17 protein-coding genes and 1 pseudogene are annotated in these 23,051 nt (G+C 74.8%); 14 read left to right on the top strand and 4 right to left on the bottom strand.

Going from position 1 to position 23,051, the window contains the following annotated elements; all coding sequences use genetic code 11:
* Positions 1–78: 78 nt before the first annotated feature.
* Complete coding sequence (locus E4A51_RS09685; RefSeq protein ID WP_070319023.1) at positions 79–2,529, bottom strand: transglycosylase domain-containing protein; 2,451 nt, start codon at positions 2,527–2,529, stop codon at positions 79–81.
* A gap of 328 nt (positions 2,530–2,857) precedes the next feature.
* On the opposite strand from E4A51_RS09685, the gene E4A51_RS09690 reads away from it, so the two are divergent.
* From E4A51_RS09690 to E4A51_RS18705, 4 genes and pseudogenes are all read left to right on the top strand, one after another.
* Positions 2,858–3,496 carry a PadR family transcriptional regulator gene (locus E4A51_RS09690; protein ID WP_046529661.1) on the top strand — a complete coding sequence of 213 codons (639 nt, stop codon included), beginning with the start codon at positions 2,858–2,860 and terminating at the stop codon, positions 3,494–3,496.
* Positions 3,493–4,587 (top strand): inositol-3-phosphate synthase, encoded by a 1,095-nt coding sequence (locus E4A51_RS09695; protein ID WP_070319024.1) that lies wholly within the window; start codon positions 3,493–3,495, stop codon positions 4,585–4,587. Before E4A51_RS09690 ends, E4A51_RS09695 begins: the two co-directional genes overlap by 4 nt.
* A gap of 327 nt (positions 4,588–4,914) precedes the next feature.
* A pseudogene (locus E4A51_RS18975) lies at positions 4,915–5,055 on the top strand (type IV toxin-antitoxin system AbiEi family antitoxin domain-containing protein); the annotation flags it as partial.
* 246 nt (positions 5,056–5,301) lie between these two features.
* Positions 5,302–5,844: a hypothetical protein gene (locus E4A51_RS18705; protein WP_240696436.1), complete on the top strand. Its 543-nt coding sequence runs from the start codon at positions 5,302–5,304 to the stop codon at positions 5,842–5,844.
* A gap of 154 nt (positions 5,845–5,998) precedes the next feature.
* Here the strand turns inward: E4A51_RS18705 and E4A51_RS09705 are convergent, their stop codons facing one another.
* Positions 5,999–7,450 carry a hypothetical protein gene (locus E4A51_RS09705; protein WP_070319026.1) on the bottom strand — a complete coding sequence of 484 codons (1,452 nt, stop codon included), beginning with the start codon at positions 7,448–7,450 and terminating at the stop codon, positions 5,999–6,001.
* Complete coding sequence (locus tag E4A51_RS09710) at positions 7,440–8,006, bottom strand: sigma-70 family RNA polymerase sigma factor (protein ID WP_070319027.1); 567 nt, start codon at positions 8,004–8,006, stop codon at positions 7,440–7,442. Before E4A51_RS09710 ends, E4A51_RS09705 begins: the two co-directional genes overlap by 11 nt.
* A 153-nt stretch (positions 8,007–8,159) precedes the next feature.
* Between E4A51_RS09710 and E4A51_RS09715 the strand changes: the two genes are divergently transcribed.
* A complete protein-coding gene (locus E4A51_RS09715) occupies positions 8,160–9,470 on the top strand; it encodes an MFS transporter (RefSeq protein WP_070319028.1) in 1,311 nt (436 codons plus the stop codon).
* On the top strand, positions 9,467–11,227 hold the full coding sequence (locus E4A51_RS09720) for a SpoIIE family protein phosphatase (RefSeq protein WP_233421062.1): 1,761 nt from the start codon (positions 9,467–9,469) through the stop codon (positions 11,225–11,227). The genes E4A51_RS09715 and E4A51_RS09720 overlap by 4 nt, the downstream gene beginning before the upstream one ends.
* 46 nt (positions 11,228–11,273) lie before the next feature.
* On the opposite strand, the gene E4A51_RS09725 is transcribed toward E4A51_RS09720, so the two are convergent.
* A complete protein-coding gene (locus E4A51_RS09725; protein ID WP_134851613.1) occupies positions 11,274–12,767 on the bottom strand; it encodes a CCA tRNA nucleotidyltransferase in 1,494 nt (497 codons plus the stop codon).
* A 142-nt stretch (positions 12,768–12,909) separates the two neighbouring features.
* Here E4A51_RS09725 and E4A51_RS09730 point away from each other — a divergent pair, with 142 nt between their 5' ends.
* The 8 genes from E4A51_RS09730 (at position 12,910) to E4A51_RS09765 (ending at position 23,043) form a co-directional block, all read left to right on the top strand.
* On the top strand, positions 12,910–13,461 hold the full coding sequence (locus E4A51_RS09730) for an NUDIX hydrolase (RefSeq protein ID WP_082131543.1): 552 nt from the start codon (positions 12,910–12,912) through the stop codon (positions 13,459–13,461).
* Positions 13,458–15,596, top strand: coding sequence for a DUF6049 family protein (locus tag E4A51_RS09735; RefSeq protein ID WP_134851614.1), 2,139 nt, complete (start codon positions 13,458–13,460; stop codon positions 15,594–15,596). Before E4A51_RS09730 ends, E4A51_RS09735 begins: the two co-directional genes overlap by 4 nt.
* The gene (gene murJ / locus E4A51_RS09740; protein WP_370297493.1) at positions 15,593–17,281 is read left to right on the top strand and encodes a murein biosynthesis integral membrane protein MurJ; all 1,689 of its coding nucleotides are present in this window, start codon (positions 15,593–15,595) and stop codon (positions 17,279–17,281) included. The genes E4A51_RS09735 and murJ overlap by 4 nt, the downstream gene beginning before the upstream one ends.
* A gap of 73 nt (positions 17,282–17,354) precedes the next feature.
* Positions 17,355–19,151 (top strand): protein kinase family protein, encoded by a 1,797-nt coding sequence (locus E4A51_RS09745; protein ID WP_134851615.1) that lies wholly within the window; start codon positions 17,355–17,357, stop codon positions 19,149–19,151.
* A 148-nt stretch (positions 19,152–19,299) separates the two neighbouring features.
* Positions 19,300–20,316 carry a thioredoxin-disulfide reductase gene (gene trxB / locus E4A51_RS09750; protein WP_134851616.1) on the top strand — a complete coding sequence of 339 codons (1,017 nt, stop codon included), beginning with the start codon at positions 19,300–19,302 and terminating at the stop codon, positions 20,314–20,316.
* Positions 20,313–20,651, top strand: a complete 339-nt coding sequence (gene trxA, locus E4A51_RS09755; protein WP_070319033.1) for a thioredoxin — start codon at positions 20,313–20,315, stop codon at positions 20,649–20,651. The genes trxB and trxA overlap by 4 nt, the downstream gene beginning before the upstream one ends.
* 72 nt (positions 20,652–20,723) lie before the next feature.
* Positions 20,724–22,067, top strand: coding sequence for a PLP-dependent aminotransferase family protein (locus tag E4A51_RS09760; protein ID WP_134851617.1), 1,344 nt, complete (start codon positions 20,724–20,726; stop codon positions 22,065–22,067).
* Position 22,068: 1 nt separating this feature from the next.
* The gene (locus E4A51_RS09765; protein ID WP_134851618.1) at positions 22,069–23,043 is read left to right on the top strand and encodes a D-alanine--D-alanine ligase; all 975 of its coding nucleotides are present in this window, start codon (positions 22,069–22,071) and stop codon (positions 23,041–23,043) included.
* Positions 23,044–23,051 lie beyond the last annotated feature (8 nt).

The raw sequence follows: 23,051 nt of genomic DNA on the forward strand, positions 1-23,051 counted from the left end.
GACTACCCGCTCACGACCCCGCGACCGAATCCCCCGACCGAGCGGTCGGGCGGTCGGGTCGGCCGCGGCGCGGCGGCGTCAGGGACGTTGCGTGGGCAGCGGCACCGCACCGGCCTGGCCACCACCGCCCCCGGCACCGCCGCCGTCACCCGGCGGCGGCTCCTCGGTCGGCGCGGGTGTCGGCTGCGTCGGTGCGGGGGTCGGCGACGGGGACGGGGCTCCCGACGACACGACGAGCGTGACGGTGGCGCCCGAGTCGACCGTCGACCCCTCACCGGGTTCGGCGCGGATGACGCGCCCCGCAGGGACGGACGCCGACTGCTCGGAGCGCACGCTCGCCACGAGCCCCGCACCCTGCAGCACGCCCGTGGCGTCGGCCTCGGTGCGACCCACGAGGCCGCCGGGCACCTGCACCTGGGCAGGCTCCTCGGGCTCCTCGGGCGGCGCCTCGGTCGGCTCCTCGGTCGCGGTGGCGGTCGGCGTCGGCCTGCCGCCCACGTTCGCGCGCGGCGGGAAGTTCTCGACCTGGGCGAACCTGGGGTTCGCGAAGACCTTGCCCATGTAGTCGGCCCACAGCACGGCGGGGTACGACGACCCGGTGATCTGGCTGTAGTCGCCCCAGGCCTCGATCGAGTCGAGTCCGCGGCCGTCCTGCGCCTGCTGGGACAGCGCGACCGCCGTCGCGAGCTGCGGGACGTAGCCGATGAACCACGCCGACTTGTTGTCGGTCGAGGTACCCGTCTTGCCTGCGATCGGGCGGCCGAGGCGCGCGATCTGCGCCTTGCCCGAGCCCTGCTCGACGACCTGGGTCATCGCGTAGGTGGCGTCCGCCATGACGTCCGCCGCGAAGACCGGCCGGCCGGCCGTGTCGGGCTGCCAGGCGACGGTCCCGTCGTTGTTCTCGACGACCTGGAGGATGTGCGGCGTCCGCTGCACGCCCTGCGCCGCGAACGTCGCGTACGCGCCCGTCATGTCGAGCGGGTGGACGAGGTCGGAGCCCAGGACGTTCGAGGGCACGCTCGTCAGCGGCGTCGTGATGCCCGCCTCGGTGGCGACGCGCGCGGTGTTCTCGGGGCCGACCTTGATGTTGAGCGCCGCGTACACGGTGTTCACCGAGTCCGCGGTCGCCTTGACCAGGTCGATCTGGCCGAAGCTCTGACCGTTGCCGCGGCCGAAGTTGCGGACGTCCTTGGTACCGCCCTCCCACTCGGGGAAGCGCTGCGGCGAGTTGCCGTCGAACCTCGTCGACAGGCCGATGCCCTCCTGCAGCCCGGCGACCAGGGCGAACGGCTTGAACGTCGACCCGGCCTGGACCTTGTCGAACGTCGCGGTGTTCTTCTGGTCCGCGAGGTAGTCGGGGCCGCCGTAGAGCGCGACGATGCCACCCGTGGCGGGGTCGACCGAGACGACCGAGACACGCAGCCGCTCGTTGGGCACGGCGCCGTCCGAGAGCGCGCCGGAGCGCAGCCCCTCGGCCGACTCGACCGCGGCCTGCTGCACCGACTGGTCGATCGTCGTGACGATCTTCAGGCCCTTGGTGCGCAGCTCGCCCGAGGTCCACAGGTTGGTCGCGAGCAGCTCGTTCTCGACCATCTCGAGCAGGTACCCGTTCGGGCCGCGGTACGTCTCGGACTTGACGTACTCGATCGTCGTCGGGAAGACCTGCGCGGCGCGGTCGCTCGCGCTGAGCCATCCGGAGTCGACCATCGAGTCGAGGACGATGCCCCAGCGCTGCTGCGACTTCTCCGGGCTCACGGCCGGGTCCCAGTTGTTCGGCGACGGGATCAGCGCCGCGAGCAGGGCCGCCTCGGAGACCGACATCTCGGCCGCGGGCTTGCCGAAGTACGACTTGGACGCCGCCTCGATCCCGTAGGAGTCACGACCGAAGTAGATCGTGTTGAGGTAGCGGCCCATGATCTGTTCCTTGGACTCGCTCTGGGACAGCTTGACGGCGAGGATCGCCTCCTTTGCCTTGCCCCAGTAGTCCTTGGTGGTGTTCTGGTAGTACCGCTCGACGTACTGCTGGGTCAGCGTCGACCCGCCCTGCGTCGGCTTGCCCTGGACGTTGTTGATGAAGGCGCGGGCCATGCCGGTGATCGACACGCCCCGGTTGGTGAAGAACGTCTTGTCCTCGCCGGCCGCGACCGCCTGGCCGACGTACTCGGGCAGCGTCGAGTACTCGACGATCTCGCGCTTCTGCTTCGCGAACGTCCCCATGACCTCGCCCGGCTGACCGGGTTCGGCCCCCGCGAAGTACACGGTGGTGGTCTGGAACTGGACCTCGGCGAGCGCGTCGGGCGGGTTGATGAACGCGAACGCCGCCGCACCGGCACCGAGCAGCAGGAAGATCCCGCCGATGAACGTGCCGAGCACGACCCGCCACGACGGGAGCCACCGACGCACGCCACGGTGCTCGCGGCGGGGGTAGTTCCAGAACTTCCGCTTCTCCGGCGGGGTCGCCCGGGTCGACGCGCGACGCGTGCCGCGGCGTGCGCGCGTGGGCGCCGCACGGCGTGTGCTGCCTGCCAACGGGGGACCTCTCGTGCCGACGACGGTGCTGGCGGACGCTCCGCCGCGGCCCGCGTGGGGGCGCGTCGGTGGGGGCGCTGCCGACGTCAGTATGGACGACCGACTTGGGCGGTGGCTCGCGCAGGGCGCCCGGGACGTCCCGTTCTGGGCGGGACTTCACACGATCGGCACCCTGTCGCGACGCGATCCGGCGCGCCCGCGCACACGACGTGGTGGGCGACCTGTTGTCGTCGGGCACGCGCGCGACATATTCTCCGGATGTATCGAGTTGATACATCGAGATCGGGCGACCGCCCGGTCCCGGTCCCCGACGGCACGAGGAGGCCAGGTGCGCGGACGTTCCGACGTGCTCGAGCCGGCGATCCTCGGGCTGCTCGCCGGGTCGCCCATGCACGGGTACGAGCTGCGCAAGCGCCTCAACCTCGTGCTCGGCTCGTTCCGTGCGCTGTCGTACGGCTCGCTGTACCCGTGCCTCAAGGGGCTCGTGGACCGCGGGCTGATCGCCGGCACGGACTCGCCCGGCGACCGCACGGTCGCCAGCAAGCGCGCACGGATCGTGTACGAGCTGACCGCCGACGGCAAGGAGCACCTGCAGCAGGTGCTCTCGACGTCCGGGCCGGCGGCCTGGGAGGACGAGAACTTCGACGTGCGCTTCGCGTTCTTCGGCCAGACGGACGCCGAGACGCGGCTGCGCATCCTCGAAGGTCGCCGTTCCCGGCTGACCGAGCGGCTCGAGACGTTCCGTCAGTCGTTCGCCCGGACCCGCGAGCGCATGGACGAGTACACGCTCGAGCTCCAGCGCCACGGCCTCGAGCAGGTCGAGCGCGAGGTCCGCTGGCTGGACGACCTCATCGACAACGAGCGCGGCGTCCGTCGCGCTCGCCCCGAGGGCGGTGGCCGACCGGCCGCCGCTGCAGACGACGCCGAGGGCTCATCCGAGGCGCGAATCGAGAAGGAGCGAGGATGACCTCCATCCGCGTCGCCATCGTCGGCGTCGGCAACTGCGCCGCGTCGCTTGTCCAGGGCGTGCACTACTACCGGGACGCCGACCCGGCGGGCAAGGTCCCCGGCCTCATGCACGTCCAGTTCGGCGACTACCACGTGCGCGACCTCGAGTTCGTCGCCGCGTTCGACGTGGACGCCAAGAAGGTCGGCTTCGACCTGTCGGAGGCGATCTTCAACTCCGAGAACAACACCATCAAGATCTCCGACGTCCCGCCGCTGGGCGTCACGGTGCAGCGCGGCCACACGCTCGACGGCCTGGGCAAGTACTACTCCCAGACCATCGAGGAGTCGGACGCCGAGCCGGTCGACGTCGTGCAGACCCTCAAGGACCAGCAGGTCGACGTGCTCGTCTGCTACCTGCCCGTCGGGTCGGAGGCCGCCGCGAAGTTCTACGCGCAGTGCGCCATCGACGCGGGCGTCGCGTTCGTCAACGCGCTGCCCGTCTTCATCGCGTCGGACCCCGAGTGGGCCGCGAAGTTCGAGGCCGCCGGTGTCCCGATCGTCGGCGACGACATCAAGTCGCAGGTCGGTGCGACCATCACGCACCGCGTGCTCGCGCGCCTCTTCGAGGACCGCGGCGTCATCCTGGACCGCACGTACCAGCTGAACGTCGGCGGCAACATGGACTTCAAGAACATGCTCGAGCGCGAGCGCCTGGAGTCGAAGAAGATCTCGAAGACGCAGGCCGTCACGTCGAACCTCGAGGACGGCCCGCTGTCCGGCAAGAAGGACGACCGCAACGTCCACATCGGCCCGTCGGACTACGTCGCGTGGCTCGACGACCGCAAGTGGGCGTACGTGCGCCTCGAGGGCCGCGCGTTCGGCGAGGTGCCCCTGAACCTCGAGTACAAGCTCGAGGTGTGGGACTCCCCCAACTCGGCGGGCATCATCATCGACGCCGTCCGCGCCGCGAAGATCGCGAAGGACCGCGGCGTCGGCGGCCCGATCCTGTCGGCGTCGACGTACTTCATGAAGTCCCCGCCGGTGCAGATGGAGGACACGAAGGGCCGGGCGCAGCTCGAGGCCTTCATCCGCGGCGAGGTCGAGCGCTGAGCCGGAGCCCGCTGGAGGTCGGGGTCCGGCGCGCAGCGTCAGACCCCGACCGGAGGCGGGCGCAGGCTCAGCGCGACCAGCAGGTCGAAGCGCTGAGCCGGAGCTGACCGGAGGCCGAGGCCTGGCGCGCAGCGTCAGGCCTCGGCCCGAGTCACGAGGTGTGCGGGGTTGCCGTCGTCCAGCGGCGGCAACCCCGCACACCTCTGTCGCGTCGTCCACAGGTTCGCGGGAGTCGCCGCGCAGCGGCCCCCGATCGGCGACGCTCGTCGGATGGGCGGACCTGCGGCGGCGCGACCGGTCGACGTGAGCGGGCTCCCCGCTCTCGAGATGCTGCCCTCGTCCGCACGCCGGGTGGTGCGGCGTCACGACGGCGTGGCAACCACCGCATTGCTCGTGAGCGCCGGCGTCAGCGACACCGTGGTGTCCCGCCGGGTCCGTCAGGGTCACTGGCGACGACTGCACCGGGGCGTGGTCCTGCTGCAGTCCGGCCCGCCGTCGTGGCGCCAGCTCGCGCAGGGCGCGGTCCTGGCCGCCGGACCCGGTGCGGCGCTCTCGCACCGGTCGGCCGGGTTCGCTCACGGACTGGTGGCGACGCCCGCGCCCGAGATGGTCGTCAGCGTGCCGCTAGAGCGCACGCCGGGCACGCGACCGGGACTCGTGGTCCGCCGCCGACGGTCCATGCCGCCCGCAGCCGGCGCCCTCCGGTGCGTCGACGTGGCCGACACCGTGCTCGACCTGGTCGCGGACGCCCGGCGCGAGGACGAGGTCGTCGGCCTGCTGTGCGACGCGGCTCGATCGGGGGTGCCGCGACCGCTGCTGCTGTCGACGCTCGCCCGACGGCCGGTCCTGCGCCATCGCAGGATGGTCGCCGACCTCCTCGGCGACGCTGACGCCCGGGTGGAGTCGCCGCTCGAGCTGAGATTCGACCGCGACGTCGAGTACGCGCACGGCCTGCCGCGCTCGTCGGCCCAGGTCCGCGAGCGGGTGGGCGCCGGATGGATACGAGCGGACCGGCGTTACCGGGAGCTCGGGGTGCGCGTGGAGCTCGACGGCCGGCTCGCGCACGACGGTCGGGCCGACGCGGACGCGTGGCGTGACAACGTCGTCCGCGTCGAGAGCGGTGACATCACCCTGCGTTACCGGTGGCGGCACGTGGTCACGTCGCCCTGCGCGATCGCATCCCAGCTCGCCGCGGCGCTGAGCCGCCGCGGATGGCGTGGCGCGCCGCGCAGGTGCGGCGTGACATGTGGACTGTGAGGGGTTGCCGTCACGTGGCGACGGCAACCCCTCACGCTCGCGTCAGGCTCAGGGCGCGGCTCGGGCGACGAGCCGCGGCGCCCCGGTGGCCGGGGCGGGTCGTGAGGGTGCTGCCGGTCCGCGGCCGCAACCCTTCACGACCCGGTGGCGCGCGTCAGGGGGCGACGAGCGCCGCCGTGACCGCGAGCGCGCGCGGTCCGTCTCCCGCGGGACCCACGAGCACGGTCCCACCGGTGGTGGCGTCGAGCAGCCACAGCTCGACGGGCGCCGGGTCCTCGGGCGCGATGCCGAGCTGCACGGCGACCCGACCCGCGCCGGCGGCGTGCACCGCGAGGGCGACCCGCGGACCGTCCAGGCTCACGGCGACGGGGCCGGGCCCCGTTCCTGGCTGCCACGGCTTGACGACGACGCCACCGCCCTCGCCCGCAGGCAGCACGACCACCGTCCGCCCCCCACTCGTCGCCGCGGTGCCCGCTCCCCCGGGTGCGTCGAGGACCCGCACGTCACCGTCGAGGGTGACCTCTGCCCACCAGGTGGCGAGCACGTCGGCGGCGTCGGAGTCAGGGTCGGCGACGTCGGCGTGCCTGGAGCAGCTCGCCAGCACGGTGCGCGCGTCCGTCCAGGTCACGACGGCGCACTCGCCGGCGTCCTGGTCGAGCAGAAGGTCGCTCGTGGCCCCCGTGTGCAGGTCGACGAGCAGCGTCGAGTCGCCCAGGTAGCCGCCGAGCGCGTCGTACCTCTCCGAGAAGGTGGGCAGCGCCAGGCGACGGCCGTCCGGCGACATGGTGGCCCCCCGGTGCTCGCCCGACCTCACCCGGACGCCGAGGCTCCCGACCGGACGACCGACCGTCACGGCGACCAGCTCGAGTCGGTAGTCGGCGACAGTCGTCCACCAGAGCTCGGCACCGTCGTCCCTCAGCCCGACGTACGCGTCGGCATCGCCGAGCGTCCCGAGGCCCGCGGGCTCGCGGGTGACCGCGCCGGTGAGCAGGTCGATGCGACCTCGCTCGTAGCCCAGCCGGTCCGACGTGGGGATGACGACCGTCGCGACGGTCGAGCCCGGCTCCCAGCCGACGACCCACAGGCCGGGGACGTCGAGGTCCGCGACGAGGTACGCGGTCCCCGTCGGCGACAGGAGCGCGAGCAGACCGGCGACGTCACGGAGGCCGACCTGGTCGACGGGACCGTACTGGGCGAGGGTCCACCCGGTGGTCGCCGCCTCGAGGACACCAGGGGGCAGCGCGTGGAGCACGGGCGCCCCGGTGCGCTCGACCTCGACGAGGGGCACCTCGGGCGCCGCTGGCGCCGTCGGTGCGGCGTCCCCGCTCGGCGAGGGCGTCGGCGACGGCGTCGCCGTGGACGTCGGCGTCGGGGTGTGGGCGGGCTGCGGGGCGGGCGCCCGGTGCAGGCCGAACCACCCGGCCACCCCCAGGAGCCCGGCCGCCGCCGCGGCGACCGCGGCGTACGACACGGCGCGTCCGCGCCGGGCGCGCGCCACGCGGGCGTGCAGGTCCGCGAGGGTCGCGGCGTCCGGCCGGGTGCCCTCCTCGTGCTGCTCCTGACGACGCAGCGCGGCGTCGAGCCGCGCGCTCAGGTCACCGCTCACGGCGCACCTCCGGGGTGTCGCGGGTCGAGTCGACGAGCGTGACGGGCAGCCGCTCGCCGCCCGTGGTGGTCGTGCCCAGCGCCGCGTCGAGCGTCGCGACCGCGTCGGACACGTAACGCTTGACCGCGCCCTCGCTGATGCCGAGCAGGCGGGCGGTGTCCCGCACGGACAGGTCGTCCAGGTGCCGCAGCACGACGCAGGCGCGCTGCTGCGGCGGCAGCGCCGCGAGCGCGGCGGCCACGTCGGCGTCCAGCAGGTCCGACCGCAGCTCGGTGCTGACCGCCTCGCGGCCCGCGAGCCGCACGACCGCGGCCCGCTCGCGGCCCCGCCGGCGCGCACGGTCCACGAACCGTGACGCGACGGCGCGGCGCACGTACGCCTCGGCCTGCGGCACCGACCCGAACGACGCGCGCGCCGAGAACGTCGAGACCAGCGCGTCGTGCAGGACGTCCTGCGCCTCGTGCCGGTCCCCCGTCAGCACCGTCGCGTACGCGACGAGCCCGCCGTACCGCTCCGCCACGAGCCGGTCGAGCATCGCTGCCCCGTCCCGGCTCACGTCGTCCTCACCATCGTCGCCGCCCTCGCATCGGTCCCGGACCATCCTGTCGCCACCACAACGACGCAGGTCCGCGCCAGGTTGTGCGGCACGTCGGGGGTGACGTGCGTCGGCCCGGCGGGCGCGGTCGGTGGCGGCACGTAGCCTGAGGCGGTGCAGGTGATCTCCGACCTTCGGGCGCTGTGGCCGCTGACCGGCTTCCGGCGCCTGTTCGCCGTGCGGCTGGTGAGCCAGTCGTCCGACGGCATGTTCCAGGTCGGGCTGGCCACGCTGTTCTTCTTCTCGCCCGAGAACGCGTCGACCGCCACGGGTGTCGCCGCCGCGTTCGCGGTGCTCCTCCTGCCGTTCACGATCGTGGGGCCGTGGGCCGGCGTGCTGCTGGACCGGTGGCGCCGCCGCCAGGTGCTGCTGTACGGCAACCTCGTGCGGGTCGCGCTGACCGCGACGATCGCGGTGGTCATGCTCACGCAGGGCGTGGGGCCGCTGGTGTACGTGCTCGCGCTCGTGACGCTGTCGGTGAACCGGTTCCTGCTCGCGGCGCTGTCGGCGTCGCTGCCGAAGGTCGTCGACGGGCCCCTGCTGCTCACCGCCAACTCGCTGACGCCGACGCTGGGGGCGGCGTCGGCGGGCGTGGGGGCGCTCGTGGGCTTCGTGCTGGGTCTGCTGCTGCCGGACGGCCGCCTGCGGGACGCGGTCTCGCTGCTCGTGGCGGCGGCGGTGATGGCGTGCGCGTCGGCGCTGGCGGCGCGCCTCGGCCCCGACCAGCTCGGGCCGGACGAGCGCGTTGACACCTCCGAGATGAAGGCGGCGCTCGCGAGCCTCGCGCACGGCCTGGTGGCGGGCGCGCGGTACCTGGTCGCTCGCCGGACCCCGGGGTACGCGCTCGGCGTCATGGCGCTGCACCGGTTCTGCTACGGCGCGGTCTTCATCGCGAGCATCCTCATCTCGCGCAACCTGCTGTCCGACCCGGCCGACGCCGGCGCGGGCCTGCGCACGTTCGGCACGGTCCTGGCCGCGAGCGCCGTCGGGTTCGCCCTCGCGGTCGTGCTGACGCCGCTGCTGGTGCCCCGCGTGGGCGCGCACGTGTGGATCGTCGCGTGCATGCTGCTCGCCGTCGTCAGCCAGCTCGTGCTCGTCGTGACCGTCGCGCGTGCCGCGGTGCTCGCGACGGCCGTGGCGCTGGGGCTGGCCGCGCAGGGCGCGAAGATCGCCGTCGACACGATCGTGCAGCGCGACACCGCCGACGCGTACCGGGGGCGGGCGTTCTCGCTGTACGACGTCCTCTACAACGCGGCGTTCGTCGGGGCGGCGGCGCTCGCCGCGGTCGCGCTGCCCGACACCGGCTGGTCGCGCGCCGTGTTCGCGGTGATCGCGGGCGTGTACCTGGTGGGGGCGCTCGTGTTCGCGGCGGGCCCGCGCGAGCCCGTGGACGTGCCGGCGGCGCCTGCGACGGTCCGTACGTGAGCGTGCAGACGCCCGGCGCCGACGCGACCGACGACCGCACCGACGGCAGCACGCTCGACGGCGCCGCACGCCCCGCGGCGGGCGGCTGGCCGTTGGACGGCGCGCTCGCGCGGCTCGTGCTGGAGGCGGGCCCGCACGCCATGACCGTGTCCGACCCGAACCTGCCCGACGACCCGGTCGTGTGGTGCAACACGGCGTTCACAGAGCTCACGGGGTACGCCGCGGACGAGGTCGTGGGTCGCAACTGCCGGTTCCTGCAGTCGGCGGACACGGACCCCGCGGCCGTCGACCGGGTCCGCGCCGCGCTGGCCGCGGGCGAGGACCTGCGCGAGACGCTGCTCAACGCGCGCAAGGACGGGTCGCAGTTCTGGAACCAGCTCGCGGTCGCGCACGTGCGCGACGCGGGCGGGCACGTGATGTACCGCGTGGGCGTGCAGGTGGACGTCACCGCCGAGACGGTCGGCGACGCGGCGCGCACGCTCGAGCTGACGCTCATGCACCGCACCGCCGACCGGCTCGAGCTGCTCGCGACGGTGGGCGACGAGCTGTCGCGGCACCTCGACTACGACGCGGCCGTGGCCGCGCTCGCCGACACCGTCGTGCCGCGCATGGCGACGTGGGGCTTCGTCGCGATGGTGTCGGAGGGCGGCCGGTTCGAGCGCGTGCACGTCGTCGCGACGGACCCCGCCCGGCGGGCCGCGGCGCACGCGCTGGGCTCGCAGGGCACGTCGTGGCTGCTGCGCTCGCCGCGCGTCGCGGAGACGCTCGCGGCGGACGCGACGCACGTGCCCGTGACGCTGCCGGTCGACGTCGCCTCGCTGCCCGGCCGCACGACGCCCGACGAGCTGCGCCTGCTGCACGAGCTGGGCCTGGGCAGCGCGATGCTCGTGCCGGTCACGGGGCGCGGGCGCGTGCTGGGCGTGCTGTGCCTCGTGCACGAGGACGTCGACGGGTTCGACCGCGAGGCGGTCGTGACCGCCGCGCACCTGGGCCGCCGCGCAGGCGTGCTGCTGGAGAACGTGCGGCTCTACCTGGCCGAGCGCGACGCGGCCCTCACGCTGCAGCACTCGCTGCTGCCCGTGCTGGGCGACGTGGGCGGGCTCGACGTCGCGGCGTCGTACCTGCCGTCGGGGCGGCGGGCCGAGGTCGGCGGCGACTGGTTCGACGCGTACGTGCTCCCCGACGGCAGCACGAGCCTCACGGTCGGCGACGTCGTGGGCCACGACCTGCGGGCCGCGGCGTCGATGGGGCAGCTGCGCACGCTGCTGCGCACCGCGGTGTGGCGCGGCGACAGCCCCGGTGCGGCGCTGCGCCGGCTCGACGGCCTCGTGGGCGCGCTCGACCTCGGGGACGTCGCGACCTGCGTGCTGCTGCGGTGGCGCCGCACGCGCGACGGCGCCCACGTCACGTGGTCCTCGGCCGGGCACCCGCCGGGTCTCGTGCGGCTGCCGGACGGCACGGTCGAGCGGCTCGACGGTGGCCGACGCACCCCGGTCGGCCTGCCCTCGCCGCAGTCGCGCACCGCGCCCGAGGCGTCGCGCGAGCTGCCGCGCGGGTCCGTCGTGGTGCTCTACTCCGACGGGCTCGTCGAGCGCCGCGACCGTGGGCTGCGCGAGGGCATCGAGGCGCTCGAGGCGCACCTCGCGACCCTGCCGCCGGACGCCGACGCGACCACGGTCCGCGACGCGCTCGTCGCCGACGTGGTCGACGGCGGGCAGGAGGACGACGTGTGCGTGCTGGTGGTGCGGGTCGACTGACCCCCGCGGTGACCCGCGGGCCGCGTCCGGCGCGCGGCCGCCGAGCTCAGGACGAGCGCTGCTCCCACCACGCGAGCAGCACCTCGCGCGCGCGCTCCTCCCCCAGCGGGCCGTGCTCGAGGCGCTGGTCCAGCAGGTAGCGGTACGCCTCGCCGACGTCGCGGCCGGGGCGGATGCCGAGCACGTCCATGATCTGGGTGCCGTCGAGGTCGGGGCGGATCGCCGCGAGCTCCTCGGCCTCCCGCAGCGTCGCGATCCGGTCCTCCAGCGAGTCGTACGCGGCCTTGAGGCGCGCGGCCTTGCGCTGGTTGCGGGTCGTCGAGTCCGAGCGCGTCAGCCGGTGCAGCCGCTCGAGCAGCGGGCCCGCGTCGGTCACGTAGCGGCGCACCGCGGAGTCGGTCCACTCGCCGTCGCCGTAGCCGTGGAACCGCAGGTGCAGCTCGGTGAGCCGCGCGACGTCCTGCACGGTCTGCTTGTCGAAGCGCAGGGCCTTGAGCCGCTTGGCGGCCATCTTGGCGCCGACGACCTCGTGGTGGTGGAAGCTCACACCCCCGCCGTCCTCGAACCGTCGCGTGCGCGGCTTGCCGATGTCGTGCAGCAGCGCGGCGAGGCGCAGCACGAGGTCGGGGCCGGGCACGGCGCCGTCCGGCCCGGTCTCGAGCGCGATCGCCTTCTCCAGCACCATGAGCGAGTGCTGGTACACGTCCTTGTGGCGGTGGTGCTCGTCGATCTCGAGGCGCAGCGCCGGGAGCTCGGGCAGCACGTGGTCCGCCAGGCCCGTGTCGACGAGCACCTCGAGGCCCGCGCGCGGGTGCGGCGCGAGCAGCAGCTTCGTCAGCTCGTCGCGCACGCGCTCGGCGGACACGATCGAGATGCGGGACGCCATGTCGACGATCGCCGCGCGCGCGTCGTCGTCGAGCCGGAACCCGAGCTGCGCGACGAACCGCGCCGCGCGCATCATGCGCAACGGGTCGTCGTCGAACGACCGGCGCGGGTCGATGGGCGTGCGGAGCACGCGCCGCGCGAGGTCACCCAGGCCGTCGAACGGGTCGACGAACTGCAGGTCGGGCACGCGCACGGCCATCGCGTTGACCGTGAAGTCGCGCCGCGACAGGTCGCCCTCGAGGGTGTCGCCGAACGCGACGAGCGGCTTGCGCGACGTCGGGTCGTACGCGTCGGTCCGGTACGTCGTGACCTCGACGACGACGTCCTGCGACCCCGCGCCGTGCCGGCCGGCGAACCGGCGCGCGCCGATCGTGCCGAACTCGCGCCCGATGTCCCAGTGCGCGTCGCCCCACGCCGCGAGCAGCGGCTCCGCCTCGTCCGGCGTCGCGGACGTGGTCAGGTCGAGGTCGTGGCTGGGCCGGCCGAGGAACGCGTCGCGCACGGGGCCGCCCACGAGCGCGAGCTCGTACCCGGCCGCGCGGAACCGCGTCCCCAGGTCGAGCGCGTCGGGCGCCATCGTGGCGAGGGACTCCAGGGCACGGCGGCGCAGCTGCTGCACGGCGGCGGCGTCGGGCTGGTCGGGGGCGTCGGGCACCGGACAAGCCTGCCAGAGGTCACGCGTGGCACGTCCGCGGGTGTGCTGCGCATGACGTGCCGATGACTCTCACGTGATCTCCACGTGACCGCACGTCGTGACCGTGCGTGGTGCGGTGATGCCGAGTCGTTACAGTGTCGGCATGTCCACCGCCGCCCACCCGCCCCGCCCCGGGCGTGTGCCGGCCCCGCCCGGCGGGCACGCGCTGCGCATCGACCCCGCGCGCACCACGCCCCGTCAGGCGCCCGCGACGCTGCCCGTGGTCGACGAGACGTCCGCCGGCGGGCTCGTCGTCACCCGGCAGGGCGAGCACTACGCCGCGGCGGTGATCGCACGGCGCAACCGCGCCGGGCGCCTCGAGTGGTGCCTGCCCAAGGGGCACCTCGAGGGCGACGAGACGCCCGAGGAGGCCGCCGTCCGCGAGATCGCCGAGGAGACGGGCATCACCGGGCGCGTGCTGCGCCGCCTCGGCGTCATCGACTACTGGTTCTCGGGCGACGAGCACCGCGTGCACAAGGTCGTGCACCACTTCCTGCTCGGCGCGCTGCACGGCGACCTCACGGTCGAGAACGACCCCGACGGGGAGGCCGAGGACGTCGAGTGGGTGCGCGTGGTCGACCTGTCCGGCCGGCTCGCCTACCCGAACGAGCGACGCCTGGCAGGCATGGCCCTCAGCGTCCTCACCGACGGATGAGCGCTGCCCGCCGAGCCGTGCCCACGCTGCTCGCCACGCTCCTGGTGCTGCTCGCGCTCGTGACCCCGGCCGCGGCGTCGGCGACCCCGGCTCCCTCGCCGACGACGAGCCGGGGCGCGAGCACCCCCGCCGCGGACCTCGACCCGGTCCGCGTGCAGATCACGCAGGTCACGCCGAACGTGCTGCGCCCCGGCGACGACCTGGTCGTGCAGGCGCGCCTGACCAACACGACCGACGAGGAGATCGCGAACCTCCGTGCGCGTGTGCGCCTCGAACGCATCCGCCCGGGGTCGCGGGCCGACCTCGCGACGTGGCTCGAGCCCGGCACGGCCGACGCCCGCGCCCGCGTCGGCACGGTCGTCGCGACGGTCGCCCTCGAGGAGCCGCTCGCCCCCGGCGCGTCGGCGGACGTCGAGGCGCGGGTGCCCGCGGACGGCGTCGGGCTGCTGGACCGCCCCGACACGTGGGGGCCGCGCGGGCTCGCGGTCGAGGCGACCGGCGGGCGCAGCGCACGGCTCGGCCTGCAGCGCACGTTCGCGCTCTGGGCGACCGAGGGTGACGTCGCCCAGGCGCGGCTGTCGGTGCTCGCACCCGTGGTCGGCCCGGCGCCCGTGCCCGCCGGCGTCGACGTGACGGCGCCGGAGCCCGCCCTCGACGAGCTCGTGCGCGGCGGCGGCAGGCTCGCGGCCGTGCTCGACCTCACGCGCCGCCACCCCGACGTCGCGCTCGCGGTCGACCCGGCGCTGCTCACCGCCGCGCGTGCCGAGTCCGGCCCCGTCGCGACGTGGGCCGACGCGCTCGTGGCCGCGAGCAGCGGCCGCGACGTCGTCGCGCTGCCGTGGTCGGACCCCGACCTCGTCGCGCTCGCGCACGCCGACCAGCCCGACCTGCTGACGGCGGCGGTGGACGCGTCCGCGCGCGCGGCCGCGACGGACGTCACCGACGGCAGCCCGTTCGCCGCGCGCACCGACGTGCTGTGGGCACCCGGCCCGACCACCGACCGCGCGACCGTCGACCTCGCCGCGGCGGCCGGGGCGTCGACGCTCGTGCTCGCCCCGGGCGACCTCACGACCGACGTCGACGCCGCCGGCGCGCGCACGGTGCTGCCCACCGACGACGGCACCGTCACCGGGCTCGTGCCCGACGCGACGCTCACGACGCTGCTGGTCGACCCGACGTCGCTCGACCCGGCGGCGACCCGCGCGACCGTCGTGCAGCGCGTCCTCGCCGAGCTCGCGGTGCTCGCGCGCGCGTCGACCGACGGGCCGCAGCACGTGCTCGTCGCGCTGCCCCGCACGGCGACGCCCGACGTCGCGCTGGTCGACGCCGCGCTGACCGCGGTCCAGGGTGCGCCGTGGTCGCGCTCGGCGCCCCTGACCGCGCTGCTGGGCGCCACCGACGCGGCCGCGCCGCGCGACACGCTCCCGGCGCAGACCGACGTCCCCGCGGCGCTCGCGCCCGAGCAGGTCACGCGGCTGGCCGACGCGCGGTCCGCGACCGTCGCGTTCGCCGGCGTCACCGACGACCCCGCGACGGTCCTGCGCGGCGTCGACGCCGAGGTGCTCGCACCGCTCTCGACCGCGTGGCGCGCCGACCCCGACGCACGCGCCCGGCTCGTCGACGCGGTCATGGCGGACGTGGACGCCCGGCGCACCGGTCTCACGCTCGCCCCCACGAGCACGCAGAACCTCATCAGCGCCGACAGCGAGGTCCGGTTCTCGGTCCGCAACGAGCTGCCCGCCGCGGCGTCGGTCCGCGTGCAGGTCACGCCGCGCAAGGCGTGCCTCGACGTCGACCCGAGCGACGTCGTGGTCGTCCCGGCGGGCAGCGACGAGGTCGTGCCCGTCGCCGTGCACGCGATCGCCAACTGCGAGGTCGTGGTCGAGGCCGTGCTCACCGGCGCCGACGGCACCGCCCTGGCCGCACCCGTGACGTTCGTGGTGCGTGCGTCGCCGACCATCGAGTCGGTCGGCACGCTCGTCGTCGGCGCGCTGCTCGCGGTCGGGCTCGTGCTGGGCGTCGTGCGGACCGTCCGCCGCGGCCAGAGCGCGCGGCGCGGCGCGCACCGCGTCGAGGGCGAGGAGGGCACGCGCCCGCTGCCGGTGCTGGGCGGCGCCCCGGAGGAGGACCAGTGACCGCGACGCCCCCGCCCCGCGACCCCGCGACGCCGGGCGACCCGGGGGACGTCCCGGACGAGGCGCCTCAGGGCGGCCTCCGGCGCGGGGCGGCGCTGATGGCGAGCGGGACCGCCGTGTCCCGCCTGCTGGGGTTCCTGCGCGCCATGGTGCTCGCGGCCGCGATCGGTGCCACGGGCCAGGCGGCCGACGCGTTCTCGGTCGCCAACAAGCTCCCCAACGTGCTGTACATGCTGCTCGCGGGTGGCGTTCTCAACGCCGTGCTCGTGCCGCAGGTCGTCCGCGCCTACAAGCGCGACGGCGGGCAGGAGTACGTCGACCGCCTGCTGTCGTTCGGCTTCGCGCTGCTGGCGGGCGTGTCGGTGGTCCTCACGCTGGCCGCCCCGCTGCTGGTGCGGCTGTACGCCGACCCGTGCAGCACCACGCAGCTCGCGCTCGCGACGACCTTCGCCTACTGGTGCATCCCCCAGCTCTTCTTCTACGGCGTCTACGCCCTGCTGGGCCAGGTGCTCAACGCACGAGGGTCGTTCGGGCCGTACATGTGGGCGCCGGTCGTGAACAACCTCGTGTCGATCGCCGGGTTCGGCGTCTTCATGGCGGTGTTCGGCGGGGCGTCGGCAGACGTCACCTGGGGCACCCCGCAGATCGCGGTGTTCGCCGGCTCGGCGACGCTCGGCGTCGTCGCGCAGGCGCTGGTCCTCGTGCCGGCCCTGCGTCGCGCCGGCGTCGGCTACCGGTGGCGCTGGGGGCTGCGGGGCTCGGGTCTGGGACGAGCCGGCAAGGTCGCGACCTGGACGTTCATCGGCCTGGCCATCGGCCAGCTCGGCTACGTCGTGGTCTCGCGCGTGGCATCGGCGGCCCCCGGCGCGGCCTGCGTCGCGACGTCCGACATCGCCGGCAACGCGGCCTACGACTACGCCTTCATGCTCTTCATGCTGCCGCACTCGCTTGTCACGGTGTCACTCGCGACCGCCCTGTTCACGCGGCTGTCGGCACGCGCGCACGACGGCGACGTCGCAGGCGTGCGCGCGGACCTCTCGACGGGTCTGCGCGTCGTCGGGCTGTTCACCCTGATCGCGGGTGCCGGGCTGACGGTCCTCGCGCGGCCCGTCGTGCGGCTCATCCTCGTCTCGTCCTCCGAGGCGGCCGTGAGCGCCGTCGCGGGCGTCGTCGTCGCGATGGCCGTCGGGCTGCCGGCGTTCGGCGCCTGGTCGATGTGCCAGCGCGTCTACTACGCGTACGAGGACGCCAAGGGCATGGTCCCCGTCCAGGCCGCGATGGCGGGCGTCGTCGTCGCCGGGACGCTGCTCGGGCAGGCGGTGCTCCCCCACAGCGCGTGGGTGGCCGGCGCGGGCCTGTCGATGAGTGCGTCGTACCTGCTCGGGACGCTCATGGCGATGCGGGCCCTGCGCCGACGGCTCGGGGGTGACGTCGACGGCGCCCACGTGCTGCGCACGCACGCCCGCGCCGGTCTCGCGACGGTCGCGGCGGCCGCGGTGGGCGTCGCCGTGCTGCTCGTCGTGCAGGTCGTCGGCCCGGGCGGCGTCGTCGGCGCCCTGCTGCAGTGCGCGGTCGTCGGGACGGTGATGGTGCTGGTGTACGTCGGCGGGCTGAAGCTGCTGCGCGTGCGCGAGCTGGACCAGCTCGTGGGGCCGCTCGTCCGGCGCCTGCGGGGGCGGCGCTGACGGCAGGCCGTCTAGCATGCTCACGGGACGCGCGGCCGCGCGTCCCGCCGACGTACGTCTCGGAGGTGGCACGGTGACGGAGCAGGTCGGGCCGGGCACGGTGCTCGCGGGGCGCTACCGGGTGGTCGACCCGCTGCCGTCGGACCTCGAGGGCGTGTCCGTGTGGCAGGCCACCGACCAGATCCTCGACCGACCCGTCCGTGTCCGCGTCCTGCGCTCGGGCGCGGTCACGCCCGCTCTCGACGCCGCGCGCCGCGCCGCGCTCGTGACCGACGCGCGCCTCGTGCGCGTCCTCGACGTCGGCACCCACGAGGGCGTCGGCTACGTCGTGTCCGAGCAGATCACCGGGGCGTCGCTCGCGCAGCTCGTGGAGCGCGGCGCGCTCACCCCGGACCAGGCCCGTGCCGTCGTCGGCGAGGCCGCCGCCGCGCTCGAGGTCGCGCGGCGTCGCGGTGTGCACCACCTCGCGCTGCGCCCGTCCGTCGTCCACGTGTCCTCCGACGGACGCGTCGTGGTCTCGGGGCTCGCGATCGACGCCGCGCTGCTGGGCGTCGCGCCGACCGACGCGCGCGAGACCAGCCGGCGCGACGCCGTCGACCTGGTGCGCCTGCTGTACACGGGCCTGACCGGTCGGTGGCCGGCGGCCGACGACGACGCCGTGTCGCCGCGCGTCCCGGCCGCACCCGTCCTCGACGGGACGGTCGTGCCGCCCGCCGAGCTCGAGGCGGGCGTGCCCAACGACCTCGACACGCTGTGCTCGGTGACCCTCGGCCCGCACGAGGACGGCCCGCACTCGCCGGGCGACCTGGTGCACGAGCTCGAGCCGTGGGGCGAGATCCGCATCGGGCGGTCGGTCGACGACCGCGACGACGCGGGCGCGGGCGGCGCCGTCGCCGCGGCGGCCGCGGCCACCGCGCCCGAGGTGCCCGCCGAACCGGTGCGCGTGGCACGGCAGTCCGTGCGCTCGGCCTTCGACGAGCTCCCGCAGGGCGTCTCGCGCCCCGGCACGCCCCCGCCGGCGGCGCCGACGCGGTCGAGCGCGATCCCCCCGGCGCGCACGTCCGCGCAGCCCACCGCGGCCGCCGCCGCGACGCCGACGCTCCCCGCGTCCCTCCCGCCCGTGCACCAGGCCCCCGCGGCCCCCGCGCAGGAACCGGGCTGGGACGGTGGCCTCGGCTTCACCGAGGACCCGTTCGCGTTCGTCGAGGAGGACGAGGCGCCGCGACGCCGGTTCGACCCGACCGCGCTCGTGCTCGTGGTCGTCGGCGTGGCCGTCCTCGTCGGGCTCGTCGTCGCCGCACGCGCGCTGTTCGTCCAGCCGGACCGCGGCGAGGCCGGCACGGGGACGCAGACCGAGGCGACGCCCACCCCCGGTGGCGACCCGTCCGACGGCGGGGCCGCGGCTCCCGAGGAGCCGCCCGCGGAGGAACCCCCGGCCGGTCCGCCGCCCGCGATCGCCGGCATCCGCACGCTCGACCCGACCAACCCCGAGGGCGAGCGCGTCGAGAACACCGAGCGCGCGATCGACGGCGACCCGTCGACGTTCTGGTTCTCCTACACGTACAACCGCCCCGACTTCGGCGGTCTGAAGGAGGGCATCGGCATCGAGGTCCGCCTCGCCGAGGAGACCACCGTCAGCGGCGTGACCCTCGCCGTGAACGGCACCGGCGGCGGCGTGGAGGTCCGGTCGACCACCGGGGACGCCCCGACGCAGGGCGACGTCCTCGCGTCCGGGACGCTCGGCCCCACCACCGACCTGACGTTCGCCGAACCGGTCCGCACGGGCTCGCTCGTGCTGTGGTTCACCGAGCTGCCCACCAACGCGGCCGGGCAGTTCCGGCTCGAGATCACCGAGATCACCGTCTCCTGACCGGGTCCGCGCCCGGGCCGCCCCCGGTGCGGACACGCGGCGCGACGGGAACAACCGCGCCCTACGATCGGTTGCACGAGCCGTCATCAGGGCCGCCCAGCGGCCCCGTCGCCCGCCCGCGACGCCGACCGACACAGCGAGGCACCCCGTGACCGAACCCGCCGCCCAGCCCACCTCCGACGTGCGCGACCTCGTCATCGTGGGGTCCGGCCCGGCCGGGTACACCGCCGCGATCTACGCCGCGCGCGCGGGCCTGTCGCCCGTCGTCGTCGCCGGCTCCGTGACCGCGGGCGGCGCCCTCATGAACACCACCGAGGTCGAGAACTTCCCCGGCTTCCCCGACGGGATCCAGGGCCCCGAGCTCATGGACTCGATGCAGAAGCAGGCCGAGAAGTTCGGCGCCGAGGTGCTGTGGGACGACGCGACGTCGCTCGACCTCACGGGTGACGTCAAGGTCGTCACGACCGGCAGCGGCGACGTGTTCCGGGCCCGCGCGGTGATCCTCGCGACCGGCTCCGCGTACCGCGAGCTGGGGCTGCCCGACGAGAAGCGGCTGTCCGGCCGCGGCGTGTCGTGGTGCGCGACGTGCGACGGCTTCTTCTTCCGCGACCAGGACATCCTGGTCGTCGGCGGCGGCGACTCCGCGGTCGAGGAGGCGACGTTCCTCACCCGCTTCGGCAAGAGCGTGACGATGGTGCACCGCCGCGACGAGCTGCGGGCGTCGAAGATCATGGCCGACCGCGCGTTCGCGGACCCGAAGATCTCGTTCGCGTGGAACTCCGAGGTCGCCGCGATCCACGGCGAGGAGAAGGTCACCGGCGTGACGCTGCGCGACACCGTGACCGGCGAGGAGCGCGAGGTCGGCGCCGGAGGCCTGTTCGTCGCGATCGGCCACGTGCCGCGCACGGACCTGCTGCTCGGCCAGGTCGAGCTCGACGAGAACGGCTACGTGCAGGTCGAGGGCCGGTCGACGCGCACCAACCTCACGGGCGTGTTCGCGTGCGGCGACGTCGTCGACCACACGTACCGGCAGGCCATCACGGCCGCGGGCTCGGGCTGCGCCGCCGCGCTCGACGCGCAGCACTACCTCGCCGGCCTGACGCCCGTCGCGGACCCGATGGTGCCGGGCTCGGCGCTCGTGCCCGAGGACGAGGTCGCGCGATGAGCACGACCGACGTCACCGACCTCACCTTCGAGCAGGAGGTGCTGCGCAGCGACCTGCCCGTCGTCGTCGACTTCTGGGCGACGTGGTGCGGCCCGTGCCGCATGGTGTCCCCCGTGCTCGACGAGCTGGCGGACGAGTACGCGGGCCGCGTCAAGGTCGTCAAGGTCGACACCGACGAGAACCCCGGGCTGCGTGACGACTACAAGATCCAGTCGATCCCGTACATCGCGTTCTTCGCGGGCGGCGAGCTCAGCCACGCGGTGATCGGCGCCAAGCCGAAGGCGACGCTCAAGCAGTCGTTCGAGGAGCTGCTCGAGACCGCCGCCGAGGCCTGACGACGCGGAGGGACCGGGTCGCCCGCCGGACGGGTGCCCGGGACCTCCGGGCCGGCGTGCCACACTCGGTCGATGACCACCGTGCCCCAGCCCGACCGCAGGACGTCGGGCCACCCCACGTCCGCGGCCGCCGCCGGCACCCGTCTCGACCCCTGGCTCGGCGCGTACGCCGAGCGCACGGGCGGCATGCGGGCCTCCGAGATCCGCGCGCTGTTCTCCGTCGCCAACCGCCCCGAGGTCGTCTCGCTCGCCGGCGGCATGCCCTACCTCGCGCGTCTGCCGCTGGACCAGCTCAGCGACATCGCGGCGCGCGTCGTGGCCGAGCGCGGCCTCGTCGCGCTGCAGTACGGCTCCGGCCAGGGCGACGAGACGCTGCGCGAGCAGATCCTCGAGGTCATGCGTCTGCAGGCCGTCGAGGCGCACCCCGACGACGTGGTCGTCACGACCGGGTCCCAGCAGGCGCTCGACCTCGTGACCCGCGTGTTCGTCGACCCCGGCGACGTCGTGGTCGCGGAGGCCCCGTCGTACGTCGGCGCGCTCGGCGTCTTCCGCGCCTACCAGGCGGACGTCGTGCACGTGCCGATCGACGAGCACGGCCTGGTGCCCGCGGCGCTCGACGAGACGCTCACGGCGCTCGCCGCGGCCGGACGACGCGTCAAGCTGCTCTACACGGTGCCGAACTTCCACAACCCGGCCGGTGTCTCGATGTCCACCGAGCGACGCCCTCGGGTCCTCGAGATCGCGCGTCGCCACGGCGTCCTGGTGGTCGAGGACGACCCGTACGGCCTGCTCGGGTTCGAGGGCGAGCCGCGCCCGGCACTGCGGTCGCTGGACGACGAGGGCGTGCTGTACCTCGGGTCGTTCTCCAAGACCTTCGCCCCCGGGTACCGGGTCGGGTGGGTGGTCGCGCCGCACGCCGTGCGCGAGAAGCTCGTGCTCGCCAGCGAGTCGGCGATCCTCTCCCCGTCCAACGCGTCGCAGCTCACGGTGTCGACCTACCTGTCGACGTGCGACTGGCGGTCGCAGATCAAGGACTACCGCGAGATGTACCGCGAGCGGCGCGACGCGATGGTCGGCGCCCTGGCGGACCTCATGCCCACGGCGTCCTGGACCGTGCCCGAGGGCGGCTTCTACACGTGGGTGCGGCTCCCCGAGGGGCTCGACGCCCGCGAGATGCTGCCGCGCGCGGTCACGGCGCTGGTGGCGTACGTGCCGGGCACGGCGTTCTTCTTCGACGGTCGCGGCGCGGACCACATGCGCCTGTCGTTCTGCTACCCGACGCCCGAGCGGATCCGCGAGGGCGTGCGTCGGCTCGCCGGGGTCGTCACGGCCGAGCGGGACCTCGTCGAGCTGTTCGGGGCGTCCGGGACCGTGCCGCGCGACGCGGTGCAGTCTCCCGGGCCGGACGTCGTCTGACGTGGCCGCCACGGAGGGGCGGACGCCCCCTGACGCCGACGCGCCCACGGTCGCCGTCCTCGCGGGCGGGCTGTCGCACGAGCGCGACGTGTCGCTGCGCTCGGGCCGGCGCGTCGCCGAGGCGCTGCGCTCCACCGGCCTCGAGGTCACGGTGCACGACGTCGACCCCGACCTCGTCCCGGCGCTCTCGCAGCTCCGCCCCGACGTGGTGTGGCCGTTGCTGCACGGCGCCGGCGGCGAGGACGGCTCGGTGCGTGACGTCGTCCGGATGCTCGGTCTGCGCGTGCTCGGGTCCGACGCGCGCGCGAGCCGCGTCGCATGGAGCAAGCCCGTCGCGAAGACCGTGCTCGCACGCGCGGGGGTGGCGACGCCCGAGCACGTCACGCTCCCCCAGTCGCTGTTCCGCGAGCTCGGCGCGGCGCAGGTGCTCGACCTCGTGGTCGGGCAGCTCGGGCTGCCGCTCGTGGTGAAGCCCTCCCGCGGCGGGTCGGCGCTCGGCGTCACGCTGGTGACGACGCGCGACGCCCTGCCGGGGGCCATGGTCGAGTGCTTCTCCTACACGGACACGGCGCTCGTCGAACGGGCCGTCACGGGCACCGAGGTCGCCGTGAGCGTCCTCGACACGGGCGACGGGCCGTTCGCGCTGCCCGCCGTGGAGGTCGTCACGGACGGTCCCTACGACTACGACGCGCGTTACAGCCCGGGGCGCACCGAGTACTTCGCTCCCGCCAGACTCGACGCCGCCACGGCGGCGGACGTCGCGGAGGTCGCCGTGCGGGCGCACCGCGCCCTCGGGCTGCGCGACGTGTCACGGACCGACCTGGTGGTCGACGCGGCCGGCGTCCCGTGGTTCCTCGAGGTCAACGTCGCGCCCGGCATGACCGAGACGTCGCTCCTCCCGCAGGCCGCCGGGGCGGCCGGTCACGACGTGGGACGCCTGTACCGCGCGCTCGTGGACGCCGTCGCACGCCGCTGACCTGCGAA

Origin of the sequence: Cellulomonas sp. HD19AZ1, from assembly GCF_004535805.1 — a bacterium.
Taxonomy (GTDB): Bacteria; Actinomycetota; Actinomycetes; order Actinomycetales; family Cellulomonadaceae; genus Cellulomonas; species Cellulomonas iranensis.

Bases quoted from the DNA above. Each gene is read 5' to 3' on its own strand.
- E4A51_RS09695 (WP_070319024.1), top strand. From the start codon at position 3,493: ATGACCTCCATCCGCGTCGCCATCGTCGGCGTCGGCAACTGCGCCGCG.
- E4A51_RS09730 (WP_082131543.1), top strand. From the start codon at position 12,910: ATGTCCACCGCCGCCCACCCGCCCCGCCCCGGGCGTGTGCCGGCCCCG.
- E4A51_RS09735 (WP_134851614.1), top strand. From the start codon at position 13,458: ATGAGCGCTGCCCGCCGAGCCGTGCCCACGCTGCTCGCCACGCTCCTG.
- trxA (WP_070319033.1), top strand. From the start codon at position 20,313: ATGAGCACGACCGACGTCACCGACCTCACCTTCGAGCAGGAGGTGCTG.
- E4A51_RS09760 (WP_134851617.1), top strand. From the start codon at position 20,724: ATGACCACCGTGCCCCAGCCCGACCGCAGGACGTCGGGCCACCCCACG.